The organism is Candidatus Villigracilis sp. (assembly GCF_057083605.1).
On the sequence record NZ_JBXMTI010000014.1, the window covers coordinates 24,738 to 37,750 of the forward strand.

General features: G+C 48.7%; 13 protein-coding genes and 1 pseudogene. 7 read left to right on the plus strand and 7 right to left on the minus strand.

Going from position 1 to position 13,013, the window contains the following annotated elements; genetic code table 11:
* Positions 1–35 precede the first annotated feature (35 nt).
* The gene (locus tag AC14M5_RS02520; RefSeq protein ID WP_484028051.1) at positions 36–1,691 is read left to right on the plus strand and encodes a fucose isomerase; all 1,656 of its coding nucleotides are present in this window, start codon (positions 36–38) and stop codon (positions 1,689–1,691) included.
* A gap of 16 nt (positions 1,692–1,707) precedes the next feature.
* Here AC14M5_RS02520 and AC14M5_RS02525 read toward each other — a convergent pair.
* The 5 genes and pseudogenes from AC14M5_RS02525 to AC14M5_RS02545 all read right to left on the minus strand — a co-directional run.
* Positions 1,708–1,956: pseudogene (locus AC14M5_RS02525) on the minus strand (magnesium chelatase subunit ChlI family protein); the annotation flags it as partial.
* A gap of 18 nt (positions 1,957–1,974) precedes the next feature.
* Positions 1,975–2,199: an ATP-binding protein gene (locus AC14M5_RS02530; RefSeq protein ID WP_484028052.1), complete on the minus strand. Its 225-nt coding sequence runs from the start codon at positions 2,197–2,199 to the stop codon at positions 1,975–1,977.
* The gene (locus AC14M5_RS02535) at positions 2,196–2,624 is read right to left on the minus strand and encodes a hypothetical protein (RefSeq protein ID WP_484028053.1); all 429 of its coding nucleotides are present in this window, start codon (positions 2,622–2,624) and stop codon (positions 2,196–2,198) included. The genes AC14M5_RS02530 and AC14M5_RS02535 overlap by 4 nt, the downstream gene beginning before the upstream one ends.
* Entirely contained in the window at positions 2,599–2,952 is a 354-nt protein-coding gene (locus AC14M5_RS02540) for a hypothetical protein (protein WP_484028054.1), read from the minus strand. The genes AC14M5_RS02535 and AC14M5_RS02540 overlap by 26 nt, the downstream gene beginning before the upstream one ends.
* Positions 2,953–3,123: 171 nt before the next feature.
* The gene (locus tag AC14M5_RS02545; RefSeq protein WP_484028055.1) at positions 3,124–3,534 is read right to left on the minus strand and encodes a Zn-ribbon domain-containing OB-fold protein; all 411 of its coding nucleotides are present in this window, start codon (positions 3,532–3,534) and stop codon (positions 3,124–3,126) included.
* A gap of 208 nt (positions 3,535–3,742) precedes the next feature.
* Here AC14M5_RS02545 and AC14M5_RS02550 point away from each other — a divergent pair, with 208 nt between their 5' ends.
* The 6 genes from AC14M5_RS02550 to AC14M5_RS02575 all read left to right on the plus strand — a co-directional run bounded on the left by AC14M5_RS02550 (position 3,743) and on the right by AC14M5_RS02575 (position 11,067).
* Entirely contained in the window at positions 3,743–4,963 is a 1,221-nt protein-coding gene (locus AC14M5_RS02550; RefSeq protein ID WP_484028056.1) for a glycosyltransferase family 4 protein, read from the plus strand.
* 90 nt (positions 4,964–5,053) lie between these two features.
* Positions 5,054–5,929 carry an SDR family oxidoreductase gene (locus AC14M5_RS02555; protein ID WP_484028057.1) on the plus strand — a complete coding sequence of 292 codons (876 nt, stop codon included), beginning with the start codon at positions 5,054–5,056 and terminating at the stop codon, positions 5,927–5,929.
* A 4-nt stretch (positions 5,930–5,933) separates the two neighbouring features.
* A complete protein-coding gene (locus AC14M5_RS02560; protein WP_484028058.1) occupies positions 5,934–6,656 on the plus strand; it encodes a hypothetical protein in 723 nt (240 codons plus the stop codon).
* Positions 6,657–6,917: 261 nt separating this feature from the next.
* The gene (locus tag AC14M5_RS02565; RefSeq protein ID WP_484028059.1) at positions 6,918–7,631 is read left to right on the plus strand and encodes a BAR domain-containing protein; all 714 of its coding nucleotides are present in this window, start codon (positions 6,918–6,920) and stop codon (positions 7,629–7,631) included.
* A gap of 171 nt (positions 7,632–7,802) precedes the next feature.
* Positions 7,803–8,828: a glycosyltransferase family 4 protein gene (locus AC14M5_RS02570; protein ID WP_484028060.1), complete on the plus strand. Its 1,026-nt coding sequence runs from the start codon at positions 7,803–7,805 to the stop codon at positions 8,826–8,828.
* 43 nt (positions 8,829–8,871) lie between these two features.
* Positions 8,872–11,067: an alginate lyase family protein gene (locus AC14M5_RS02575; RefSeq protein WP_484028061.1), complete on the plus strand. Its 2,196-nt coding sequence runs from the start codon at positions 8,872–8,874 to the stop codon at positions 11,065–11,067.
* Positions 11,068–11,190: 123 nt separating this feature from the next.
* On the opposite strand, the gene AC14M5_RS02580 is transcribed toward AC14M5_RS02575, so the two are convergent.
* Positions 11,191–11,529, minus strand: coding sequence for a DUF6249 domain-containing protein (locus AC14M5_RS02580; protein ID WP_484028062.1), 339 nt, complete (start codon positions 11,527–11,529; stop codon positions 11,191–11,193).
* Positions 11,530–11,582: 53 nt separating this feature from the next.
* Positions 11,583–12,881, minus strand: a complete 1,299-nt coding sequence (locus AC14M5_RS02585) for a DUF4097 family beta strand repeat-containing protein (RefSeq protein ID WP_484028063.1) — start codon at positions 12,879–12,881, stop codon at positions 11,583–11,585.
* Between the last annotated feature and the right edge of the window lie 132 nt (positions 12,882–13,013).

The window sequence follows — 13,013 nt, forward strand, 5'->3', positions numbered from 1 at the left end:
TATTCATCATGAAATATGTTTTTAAGGAAAAATCCATGAAGACCTACCAAAATCCTATAAAAGGCCCCCAGTTAACCGCAAATCCAAACGAAATATTTCTACTTGCCAGCGGTGACTTGCGTTTATCAGCCAATCAAACCTGCTGGCCCGCCCAATTGGAAATGGAACAACAAATCAACAAGGCATTTGTTACTGAAGGCTGGACCGTGAAACGGGCGCATCCCTACGATGAAGTATTGAAACACGGCTTCATTTGGAATCAACGCATGGGAATGGATGTTTTCAAAATGATCCCACCGCAAGCACCGTTGATTGTTGCCGTAGCGGTTTGGCAATACAGCTATCATGTCCTTGCCGGGCTGCGTGATCATCGCGGTCCGATTCTGACCATTGCCAATTGGAGCGGACAATGGCCTGGGCTGGTTGGTTTGTTAAATCTGAATGGTTCACTCACTAAAATGGGTGTTACATATAGCACGATCTGGAGTGAAGACTTCAGGGATGATTTTTTCCTGAAAGGGATTCGACAGTGGCTGCAAGAGGGGACAATCTCTCACGATGCGCGCCACGTTCGCAATCTCGACCTGACTCAACTACCTGCAGAGGAATCCCGGCTGGGAGTTGCGCTCGCTCAAGAGCTTAAGAATGACAAGGCCATCTTGGGAATCTTTGATGAGGGCTGCATGGGAATGTACAATGCCATCATCGATGATGAATTGCTGAATCCTTGTGGAGTATATAAGGAGCGATTCAGCCAGTCGGCTTTGCTGGCGGAGATGCGGCTTGTTTCAAACGAAGAAGCCAGGGCGGCACATACCTGGCTCGATGAAAAGGGTATGCGCTTCGCAGTTGGAAATGATGATACAACCGAGCTTACCGATGCGCAAATCCACGAACAACTAAAAATGTATATTGCCGCGATGCGGATTGCGTATGCCTTTGGTTGCGACGCGATTGGAATTCAATACCAGCAGGGACTAAAAGACATGACTCCTGCTTCTGATCTCGTGGAAGGATTGTTAAACAACGTTGAGCGTCCGCCTGTATATCATAAAGAAACAGGAAAAGAGCTTTTTCCTGGAAAAGCCTTGCCACATTTCAACGAGGTAGATGAAGGCGCCGGTTTGGATGCGCTTATCACAAACCGGGTATGGACAGCCATGGGCTTGGATCCAGCAACGACGTTGCACGATATTCGCTGGGGGCGGCATTATAAAGATGATCAAATTGATGAGTTCGTCTGGGTGTTTGAGATTTCCGGCGCGGTGCCCGCATCTCATTTTGTAGGCGGTTATGCTGGGGCAGTAAGCGAGCGTCAGCCCGCCATGTATTTCCCCAAAGGCGGCGGAACCATCAAGGGCGAGAGCAAGCCCGGTGAAATTGTGTGGAGCCGCGTTTACATTCAAGATGGGACACTACATGTAGATATGGGTCGTGGTTCAGTTGTAGCATTGTCGGCTGAAGAAATGAAATTCCGTTGGGAGTCCACCACCCCGCAATGGCCCATCATGAGCGCCGTTTTGCATGGCATAAGCCGCGATCAATTAATGGCTCGTCACAAAGCTAATCATATTCAGGTGGTTTATACTCCAACAGCAGAGTTGGCCGATAAAGCCTTGGCCGCAAAGGCAGTCATGTTCGCTGAAATGGGGATTGCCGTACATGTGTGCGGAGATGTGAAATTAGGCTAATATAACTTTGAGCTATTTACCCTATCATGATCTTTGGACGATACTGTAATGCCTCTGCCAAATGCACGGACTGGATTTCTTTGCTCCCCGCCAGATCCGCGATTGTGCGAGCAAGTTTCAGGATGCGATGATAGGCACGCGCGGAGAGTTGCAATTGGCTCATCGCCGCACGCATCAAACTTTGACCTTCAGCCTGCAACTGACAAAATTGCCTTACCTCCCCAACCCGCATATCCGCGTTGCAGACGATATCTCTTGCCTCCCCATTTGAAAAGCGTTTATTTTATATATCTCTGGCAGCCTGAACCCGCGCGCGAATCTTTTCGCTGGATTCACCCACCCGATCTCCGCTCAACTTTTCATAATCCACCCGCGGGACTTCGATGTGAATGTCAATGCGGTCCAGCAGGGGACCAGAGATGCGCTTTTGATATTTCGTCACCATGGCAGGTGCGCAGGTGCAGGGCTTGAGTGAGTCGCCATAATAGCCACACGGGCAGGGATTCATCGCGGTAACAAGTTGGACTCCGAATTTCTCCGATCCAAGAACTCATTTAATTTTTCAGCCTCAATGATGATCCCTAATCCTGGTAGGTTGAGTGCTTCAAGTTTGCCTTGACGAATCCATGCTCTGATCTGTTTTGAGGTGGCGTGGCAAACCTGTGCGGCCTGATAAACCGTGAAATAGTTGCCGCGTGGTATTGATATGGGGAGGGTTTTCGGTTCCCTGTTTTCGATCAGTTCTCTGGTTCCTTTTCTTTCTCGCACTTTTCTGCCGTAGTCAGCGATGAGCCGATAAACCTTGTTGAGGGCTTGTTTCGCATCTTCTTTGTCATAAACTGAAATACGCTTCAACAAGCTTTCCTGTGATGAGAGAAATTCAACAAGGGCTATTGCTTGGTCTGCGCTAAGTTCTATTTGGTTTTTCAGCATCCAATCTCCTCCAACTTTTGTTGTTTGTTGATGGAGAGTTTGCACTACTGTTTGAAAGTTGGAATGCCGGGGAGCCAACCACCAAACCTTTGGTCTTCCATACGCTATTGTCTTGCAGGTGTTCAAGGAGTTCGATCGCATATCCTGCATATAGATGAGTAACGATGCGATGATCTGCATCCCATAGGACAATTCCTCGCTGTTGCCAATCTTGCTGCTGAAGTTGAGTAAGCCAGGAGGGAGGGTTCGGCGGGGAGGCGAAGTACCCCTCGAAGTTGAGATGGATTCCCCATGTGGTTTGATCTAGAACGGTTGAAAGATTCTGCATAGGAACCTGCCTGTAGTGATGAATTGACTGGAACAGTATAAGGCAGGCAGGGTCTAGGATTGGATAAGTTGTCGATAGTTAGCAAAAAGTGGATTGATCGTTTATAGGAATGTTTTAAACGAAAACACCCCTATACGTGGGGGTGTTCATTCGTTTTTAGATTTTTGTTCTCTATTTGGTGGGTACAAAGTTTTGTGGCCTGAATTTATACCCATAAACGATCAGCCCTCGTTCATCGCCATCGTTTCGCATCTTGCGGGTGACCATTTCGACGGGCATGCCGATCTGGATTTCGCTGTTGTCTACATCAGTTAGCTGTGCGGTGAGCATGGGGCCTTCGTCCAGTTTGACGATGGCTACGGTGTAGGGAGCGTTCGCATCATAGCCTGCTGGGGCTTCATACACGGTGGTGTAGGAATACACTTCACCTTTTCCGCTAAAAGTAAATAATTCCTTGGCTTCATCGCCGCAGTTGGGGCAGACATCTCGAGGTGGGAAGATTTTATGATCACAGTGTGGGCAGACTTCGCCTACCAGACCATATCGTTGTTTTTTGAGACGCCAATGTCGTGGGATTTCCATTCTTAATTTCCTTTCTTCGATGATGCTAATTCTATCCTGCGGGACTCTCAAAGACTCTCAGGCTTGTTTCCTTACGCAAATGTTAATAGGAGAGGTTTGTCATAAAAACGCACCATAATCAGATGAGAAAATGACTCTCGAAACGGATCAAATATCGGCTTGGGGCGAGGCGGTTTGTCATCCTATAAATCATATATAATGACGGCTGATGAAAATCCTATTGATCAACCAGGCCTTCGTCTCACCTGATGAACCAGGGCATACACGCCATTTTGAGATGGCGAAATTTTTGCAAACTCGCGGACATGATCTGGTAATCGTGGCAAGTGACTTGAATTACCAAACTGGCAAACGAACGATTGAGCATCGCGGCATCTTCGCCGAGCAGAATTTTGAAGGCGTGCGCATACTGCGCTCGTACATTTACCCCACCCTGCATCGCAGTTATTTCTGGCGCATCATTTCCTTTTTTAGTTTCATGTTCAGCTCGGTGTGGACTGCTTTGCAAGTCAAAGATGCGGACTTGATCATGGGCACTACGCCCCCCATCTTTCAAGCAGTTTCTGCATGGTTCGTGGCTTTGATTCGGCGCAAGCCGTTTTTGCTCGAAGTGCGTGACCTGTGGCCTGAGTTTGGAGTGAGTATGGGCGTGTTGAAAAATCCGATCCTAATTGCACTCGCGCGCTGGCTTGAAAGATTTTTGTACGCACGTGCCACACATATTTTGGTGAATTCACCTGCCTACCGTGATTACATGATCGCAAAAGGTGTGCACGAAAGCAAGGTCACCTACATCGCCTATGGTACAGATGTGGACATGTTCAATCCATCAATCGATGGTTCATCCATTCGCAAGGAATTAAAACTGGAGGATAAATTTGTAGTGCTGTACGCAGGCGCGTTGGGTCAGGCCAATGACATCGACACCATTTTGCGGGCAGCAGAAAGATTGAAGCCGTACGACAAAATTCATTTTGTCCTTTTTGGTGATGGCAAGGAACGGGCGCGGCTCGAAGCTGAATCCGTGCGGCTGCAATTGACTAATATTATTTTTGCAGGCGTGCGGCCCAAAAAGGAGATGCCGCTCACCGTCGCATCCGCCGATGTCTGCCTTGCGATCCTGCAGGATATTCCCATGTTCCGCACCACCTATCCCAACAAGGTTTTTGATTACATGGCGGCGGGACACGCCACTGTATTGGTGATCGACGGCGTTTCGCGTGAGCTGATCGAGTCTTCAAATGGGGGAGTGTACGTGCAGCCGAATGACGATGAAGCCCTCGCGCAAAGCATCCTTGCGCTTTCCAACGACCCCGCCCGCGTCAAGCAGATGGGCGCAGATGCCCGCGTCTATTTGGTGAAGCATCTTAACCGTCGCGATAAATTAAATGAAACACTCGGCTTGCTTGAAACATTGGTCAAAAAATAGTGTCACCCTGAGCGCTAGCGAAGGGTCTCTGACATAATCATAGAGACCCTTCGCCGAAGAGCGGCTCAGCATGACACAGAATGGGAGTTTATGAAAGTACTCGTCACAGGTGCTACGGGATTTACAGGCTCATGCATCGTCCCCCTGCTTTTGGAACATGGATACGCAGCTCGCTGTTTGACTCGCGAGACTAGTGATCGCTCGCCTCTTTCTCCACTTCAGGTTGAGTGGGCTATCGGAGATCTATCCGACCCTGAATCCTTAATCTCTGCCATGCACGACGTGGACGCCCTCATCAACATTGCATCCCTTGGCTTCGGCCACGCGGATAATATCATCAGCGTCGCAAAAGCAGTGGGCATCAAACGCGCTATCTTCATCAGCACCACCGCCATCTTCACGCAGTTGAACGCGGGCAGCAAATCCGTCCGCCTCGCCGCAGAGGACGCCATCCAATCCAGCGGACTGGATTTCACCATCCTGCGCCCGACCATGATCTACGGCAGTCCACGTGACCGCAATATGTGGCGGTTGATCCGACTCCTGCGTTTTTTGCCCATCATGCCTATCTTCGGGGACGGCCAATCCCTGCAACGGCCCATCTTCGTGGACGATGTTGCCCAGGCCGTGCTCCGTGCCTTGCGAACGAACGTGACCATCGGAAAAAGTTACAACATCGCTGGCAAAGACCCGCTGACCTACAACCAGGTCATCGATACAGTCGCATCATCCATGGGCAAACGCGTCTGGAAACTTCACCTGCCTTACATGCCCATCGTCCGTGTGTTGCACTTCACCGAGCGAATGCGAATCCGTTTACCCATCAAAGCCGAGCAGGTGCTGAGATTGAACGAAAACAAAGACTTCTCCTACGCAGAAGCGCAAAGGGACTTTGGGTTTAGTCCACGCAGCTTTGGCGAGGGGATTGGGATAGAAGTGCAAAATTTGACGATGGATATCGTATAATTCTATGAATAGCATGAAAGCACTTAATTGTCCCAACTGTGGAGCATCTCTGTCTGTACATGCCATGAAAGCGGACCTCACCGTCTGTGAGTTCTGCGGTACGACCTTTCGCATGTCCAAGACCGATACCCCTGAACCAGATATGGGTGACCTTCTGCTCGGCGCCGATTTTGGTAGCGATACTCTGCCAGGTTGGGAATTGATCAAGGATGGGGAGATCACATTCCACAAAGGCAGTCCATCCGAATTGCGGGGTTTCTATAAACCTCGTACCAATTCATATTATGTGTTGATAAGCTCGGGTTTTTTGGATGATTTTGACGCCAGTATCACGATCAAGTTCACAGAGGGTGACGAGAATTTGATTGCGGCTGGATTTTTCCCCCGCCTGACAAATAACGGCGGGTATGCAGTATATATATCTCCGTTGGGGTCATACAACATTGGTTATTTTACAAAAGATACAACCAGCAATGACCTCAAATGGAACATATTGGTGGATTGGACGAATCACTCTTCATTGAGGAAAGGCCTGAATGTGACCAATCGCCTGCGCGTGATCTGTGATGGCGAACGATTTCGCGCCTACCTGAACGGAGTGTTGGCAACTTCCCTCAAAGACAGCCGCTACGCGATGGGCAAATTACATGTGATAGTTGAACCAAACGGGGACACAAATTTGGGCATTGCCTTCTCCGACCTTCAAGTAAGAGAGATTGCAAGATAACAGAAACCCAAAGGGATTTCGGTTTCGGCCATGCGGACATATCCGTCTGCCTATCAAAGCCGAGCAGATGCTAAGACTATAAATGAAAACAAGGCATTCTCCTATGAAGAAGCGCAAAGGGATTTTGGGTTTAGTCCACGCAGTTTTGAGGATGGGATAAAATTGGAATTAAAACAAGCATAAATTCAAGCTGCCATCCTCGGCGGTGGTTAATTCTGCAGTTGATGAAGAATTAAGATCAATATAAGGAGGTCAAAAAACATGGGCATTAATTTAGAAGGTTTTTTCATAAGTTACGAACTTGAACAAATGTCGAGATATCTAGATATGGTTACACGTTCGCTTGCGTCCGAATTTGAGAAAACCGAAGCAGAATATAAGCTTGCTATGGAAAGAGAGCTAGAAGATTATGAAGACACTGATAAAGTTATTGATGATTACCAAGACAAGTATTTTGAATTGGTGAAGGACTTTCCAAAATTGATATATGGTAGTTTTATTACTGCGTGGTATTCATTTGTTGAACAAACGATGTTGGATATTTGCGAAAAACGTAAGTTGCAAATATCTGTTGCTGCAAAAGAGAATGCGAATTTGGGTAAAGGAATTTGGCGCGCTAGGAAATTCCTTATGGAAGCAGCTAGTTGCAAAATAGATGAAAGGCATTGGCAAGAATTACTAAACATCAATCGTTTAAGGAATTTCATTGTTCATAGTGGCTATAAGTTAACACCTGTTTATCTTTATGAACCTGAAAAACCCTATGTTGTTTATAAGGCAGATAACGGGATACCCACTTATTTCAGAATAGAAGAGAACTTGGATAAATATTTGCAGAAATATTCTATGGCTGAATATTCGTGGACACAACTTGAAATTGTTCCAACACTAGAATACTGTGAACACCTTATCGACTTTGGAAAAAAACTTTTCAAAAGTATTTTTGACGATTTGGGGAAAAGTAAAAAAACATGAGTAGTATTACGTGTGTTGGCAATCGATTCTGAATGTAGTCCGCTTTAGTGGGCTTCGTAAGAATGGCTCGACGGTTCACCATCGAGCGGGGCGTGTCGGGGAAACGACTGCCCATCGAAACAGAATCAACTATCCGTTAAGCAAGAAGCGGATGGGTTAGAATCAGCTTCAATGACACCGACCCTCGCATATCCCCTCATCTTTATCCTCTCGTACCTCGGCGTGTGGGGAATCCGCCGTTACGCCGAAGGGCGACGTATTTTAGATCATCCAAACGAACGCAGTTCCCATTCCACGCCCACGCCGCGCGGCGGAGGGTTGATGATCGTGCTGCTCGTAACAGCCGCAGGCTTATGGTCAATTTATGAGGCGGGCTTCACTCGTGGATTGATCTACATCGTCTGCGGACTGGTCATCGCATGGTTGGGCTGGCGGGATGACCTGCACTCGCTTTCGCCGCGTTTACGTTTTGACGTGCAAAGCCTGGTTGCGCTGGCCTCAGTGCTGGGGCTGGGATATTTCAAATCCGTCACCATCCCGTTGTTTGGTGAATTGCAGCTTGGTGTGGTGGGCTTCGTCATCACCATTTTGTGGATCGTCGGCCTGACCAATGCCTACAACTTCATGGACGGCATCGACGGCCTGGCGGGCGGCGTGGCCTTTGCGGGCGGCATCGGCTGGATGCTGCTTTCCGTGAACATGGAAAACACATTTGCGTTTTGGGTTGCGTTGGCCGTTTCAGCCAGCAGCCTCGGCTTTCTTATTCATAACTGGTCGCCCGCGAAAATTTTCATGGGCGATGTTTCCAGTACCTTTCTTGGCTACACCTTTGCTGTTTTGCCATTGCTTGCTGCGGACGAAGGCGGCGACGCGCTCATGCTTGGCACGCTTTTGATGTGGACCATTATCATGGATGCGGGTGTCACTTTCATTCAACGCGTGATTCGGCGCGAGGATGTGCTAGCTGCGCATCGTACACATGTCTATCAGCGCCTCGTGACGGGCGGCTATTCTCACTCCACCATCAGCTTTATGTTTATGGTGCTAACCTTCCTTGCCGTCAGGCTTACGCTCGCATGGTCACAGGGCGCGGCCATCGCTCCCGTTCTCATCATCATCGGGTTACCTGGTCTTTGGGTTATCCTATATCGCCATGCTGAGCAATTAAATTCTTTAAACACGAAGGGCACAAAGTAATTCAATTGCCAATTACGAATTACGCATCAAGAAACACCTTCTCATGCTCAATCGGATAAAAATCCTCGCCTCCCTCTACCGAGAACTTGGTCTGCGTTGGTCGGCCTTTCGCCTCACCTACGCCTTTCGCCTCCGCAGCGGACTCATCCGCCTGCAAATGCCGCAATACAAATGGAGTGATCGTCCGCTGGCGACATGGCTGAAGAAAGATATCCCATCCGAATCAAATGCTTACGCCGATTGGCGCAAACAAAATGCGCCCAAATTTTTCTTTGAAAAAACGTACCACGAGATTCATCTCGCAGGTTGCGACATAAATGTCGCAGTACGAGAAGCCGACCGCATCATCAACGGCGAAATAAAATATTTTGCTCACGAGTTTCAACAAACAGGTTTCCCTCCAAACTGGCATACTAACCCCATCTCAAAAATAGAACTGAATTCAGAAAAACACTGGTCTCAAATCTCTGATGATTATGTCGCTGCGAGGCGCTCTTGGTTTTTGCCGAAGCAGTCTCCACCTAGTTGGGGGTTGCTTCGTCGGGAAGAGCAAGGGCCCTCCTCGCAACGACATACTGACATCAAATTCATCTGGGAACCGAATCGCTTTGCCTTTGTCTACACCCTCGTCCGTGCTTATGCCGCCACAAACAATGAAAAATATCCCGAAGCCTTCTGGAGATTGATCTCCGATTGGGCGGAATATAATCCCCCCAACACAGGCGCCAATTGGAAGGATGGACAGGAGATCTCCCTGCGTCTCATGGCATGGACCTTCGGCTTTTATGCATTTATCCATTCTCCATCAACCACACCTGAACGCATCTCCCACTTCACCCAACTCGTCGCTACCCAAGCCGAACGGATTTACAAAAACATCGACTACGCCATTTCCACGCGCAGCAATCACACCATCAGCGAGGCCTTCGGCTTGTGGATGGTCGGTCTGCTTTTCCCCGAACTCAAAGATGCAGAAAAATACTTTTCCCTTGGTAAAAAACTACTTGAAGAAGAAGCTGCTAAACAAATCTTCCCCGACGGCAGTTACTCGATGTACTCCCTTAACTATCATCGTTTCATTCTTCATCTTTATCTTTATGCCATGCGACTCGGCGACTTGAACAATTCTCCATTCTCTAATTCTCTTTACTCTTCTATTTCTCCCTCCATCACCTATCTCTCCCACCTCATCGACCCATCCACGGGCCAAATGCCCGTCTACGGCTCCAACGATGGCGCACTCATATTGCCATTGAACAACTGCGACTTCACTGATTACCGTCCGCTTTTGCAGTTGGGTTCGGTCATTACCAAAGGTGAGCGCATGTTTGAAGAAGGAGAATGGGATGAAGATGTGTTTTGGTTGTGCGGAGAGCAATTTACCGCTAAGCACGCGAAGAGCGCGAAGAAAGAATTAGATCTTAGCGACCTTCGCGCTCTTCGCGGTGAATCATTCTCTGATGGTGGGACGTACATCCTGCGTGGCACAAACAGCAAAGCCATCATCCGCTGCACAGACTTTCGTTCCCGTCCCTCCCACGCCGACCAACTCCACGTGGATTTGTGGATTCACGGTCACAACATCGCTTGCGACGCAGGGACTTATCTTTATAGCGGCGAAGGCGTCTGGCGCAACGGACTCGCGCGCACATCCGCTCACAACACGGTGACGGTGGATGGCAGAGATCAAATGTCCCTGGTCAGCCGCTTCACGTGGACGGATTGGGCGCGTGGCAAAGTTCTACAGCATGGTGAAAATATCTGGGTGGGGGAGCATGACGGCTACAAACCCATCACTCACAAGCGCACGGTCATGGCAATTGATGGTGACCGCTGGTTGGTGGTTGATAATCTTGACGCAAACGAGTCGCATCATTATTCACTTCATTGGTTGTTAAGTGATTCTCCCTCTGGAGTGCAGCAGCTTGCTGCTGCACATGAGGTATGGCTTATGCCATCAGACATCAAACTGTCTAAGTCCAGAGTCTTAATTCAAACAGGGTTGGTAAATGGAACTGGTAATTTCTCCACCGTCCGCGCTGACCCCAACTCCACCCGCGGATGGCGTTCGCGCTATTATGGTCACAAAGAGCCTGCCATTTCCCTTATGCTTGAGGCCCATCAATCTCATGCCTGCTTCTGGACACTCTTCGGTTTTGAAAATGATTCGGTTGAATTGGTTGGGGATATATTAAAAATCAACGATACAGAGATCAATTTAAATGAACTCGGTGGTTGAGTAGCCCTGAACGGTAGCGAAGGGCGTATCGAAACCACCAATTGATGGTGAGCTTTTCAATTACAAGTGGTTTCGATACGGGCGAGAAAAAGACTCGCCCTACTCAACCACCGCAGTTGATACTCACTCCTTCTCCGTCAAATAATGAAGCAGGATCAACCCAAGGCCAAGAAAAAGCGGGACGAAGCCACCCAGCATCCACGGTCCGAGGTGAAGCGGGTAGTTGTTGCCAGAGTCAAAGCCCAATGGATAGAGTCCAAGTGAGAGAGCCAATCCGAGCGCGGCGATGACAATCCCCCAGCGCAGCAGGCCTTTATTGCCAGGTTTACTTTCGGGGCGAGTCAATCCCTTTTCGGCGAGAGCAATGGTTTCCTTATAATTCATATAACGCAGGAAGGCGAGAAAGCCGAAGATAATGGCAAGGACACCAACAACACCGAAGCAGGGAATGAGATCGTTCATTTGAAATCCTTCTAAAAAAATTCAGGGCGTGGAATTTCCCACGCCCTGTTATTTTACTTGATAGCGGTGATGTCGATGCCGCCGCTGTTCGTTTGGACAGTGAGTTGCTCTCCACCGCCATTAATGCTGCCAACGATCTGATTTTTATCTGAACCCGAACTGCCGTTCACTGTGACCGTGATGGGAAGATCGGAGTCGATGCTGCCGAAATCGGTTTTGAGATTCACGTTCAGTTTTGTATCGGCAGGCAGGGTCAATGTGATTTCGCCGAAATCCGATTTGACTATGTGCGGACCTTTGCCAAGCGACCCGCTGAATTCGATGCCGCCACTGTTGGAGATGAGTTCGAGGGTGGCGTTCTGCGCGTTTTCGATGGTGATACTGCCGAACTCAGCGTGCGCTTTGATCTTATTCTTTGCACCGTCAATGACAATGCCACCGCTATTGGAGTCGAGATCATAGGAACCTGCCATTGCCTGGTTCAATTCGATCTCGCCGAAATCACTGGTGATGAGCAGCGCTCCGCGGATATTGACCTTGGTGATAGCCACCTTGCCGCTCTTGGATTCAATGGTGAGCGAAGCGGCAGAGCCATTCTCATAAGTGATACTGCCGAAGTCTGACTTTGAGGAAATGTCTCCTGTAGCGCGGACATTTGTAAAGGTGAGAGTGCCGCTGTTCGAGTTGATGGTCATATCCCTACCATTGACTTGCTGCAGCGTGATACTTCCGAAATCGGCGTCAACCTTCACATCCTGCGAGCCTGCATCCACATTGCTGATCTCGATCTTGCCGCTGGAGTTTTCCACTGACAAAGCGCCTTCGATATTTTTCACCGTGACATCGCCAAAGTCGCTAACAATGCCCACGTTCCCGTTCACATCTGCGACATCTATGATGCCAAAACCATTTTCGATTTTCACAATCGTTTCGGTCGGAACGGTCACGATGAAATCCACGGTGTCAACTTCATGAGTTTGGCGTCCACTCAGTTTGTAGATCAATGTAATGGTATTCCCATTCTGCTTGACCTCGGTCTTGATATTCTGCAAATGCTCTTCCGCGCCAGATTGGGTTGCAGCGTAGCCTGTCTTGACGATCTTGACTTCCACCGCCTCCACATCTCCGCCGACAATGGATACATCGCCCGCGTCATCATCCACGCTGAGAGTGACAGGCTTCTCTCCGTCGATTTTGAGGGCCTTGTTTACCTCCGCTGTGGCCGAGACGAGGGGCACATTGAAGAATGCAAAATCTGCCCTGCGCAGGGTAAAGAATGCCACCGCGCTAATTCCAGCCAGCACGAATAATAACGCTACAACTAATAATGTGATTACAACAGGTCTTTTCATTTTGGTTCTCCTTGGTTTATCATGTTTCTCACTACGTTTGACAGAAGTCTTGGCAAAAAGTTTCAAGGTAATTTATGTCATTGCGAGGAGAGTGATTTTCCCGACGAAGCAATCCCCCACAGAGTGGGGGAT

Coding starts and splice junctions, on each gene's coding strand:
- AC14M5_RS02520 (WP_484028051.1), top strand. CDS start 36: ATGAAGACCTACCAAAATCCTATAAAAGGCCCCCAGTTAACCGCAAAT.
- AC14M5_RS02530 (WP_484028052.1), bottom strand. CDS start 2,199: ATGAATCCCTGCCCGTGTGGCTATTATGGCGACTCACTCAAGCCCTGC.
- AC14M5_RS02535 (WP_484028053.1), bottom strand. CDS start 2,624: ATGCTGAAAAACCAAATAGAACTTAGCGCAGACCAAGCAATAGCCCTT.
- AC14M5_RS02540 (WP_484028054.1), bottom strand. CDS start 2,952: ATGCAGAATCTTTCAACCGTTCTAGATCAAACCACATGGGGAATCCAT.
- AC14M5_RS02545 (WP_484028055.1), bottom strand. CDS start 3,534: ATGGAAATCCCACGACATTGGCGTCTCAAAAAACAACGATATGGTCTG.
- AC14M5_RS02550 (WP_484028056.1), top strand. CDS start 3,743: ATGAAAATCCTATTGATCAACCAGGCCTTCGTCTCACCTGATGAACCA.
- AC14M5_RS02555 (WP_484028057.1), top strand. CDS start 5,054: ATGAAAGTACTCGTCACAGGTGCTACGGGATTTACAGGCTCATGCATC.
- AC14M5_RS02560 (WP_484028058.1), top strand. CDS start 5,934: ATGAATAGCATGAAAGCACTTAATTGTCCCAACTGTGGAGCATCTCTG.
- AC14M5_RS02565 (WP_484028059.1), top strand. CDS start 6,918: ATGGGCATTAATTTAGAAGGTTTTTTCATAAGTTACGAACTTGAACAA.
- AC14M5_RS02570 (WP_484028060.1), top strand. CDS start 7,803: ATGACACCGACCCTCGCATATCCCCTCATCTTTATCCTCTCGTACCTC.
- AC14M5_RS02575 (WP_484028061.1), top strand. CDS start 8,872: ATGCTCAATCGGATAAAAATCCTCGCCTCCCTCTACCGAGAACTTGGT.
- AC14M5_RS02580 (WP_484028062.1), bottom strand. CDS start 11,529: ATGAACGATCTCATTCCCTGCTTCGGTGTTGTTGGTGTCCTTGCCATT.
- AC14M5_RS02585 (WP_484028063.1), bottom strand. CDS start 12,881: ATGAAAAGACCTGTTGTAATCACATTATTAGTTGTAGCGTTATTATTC.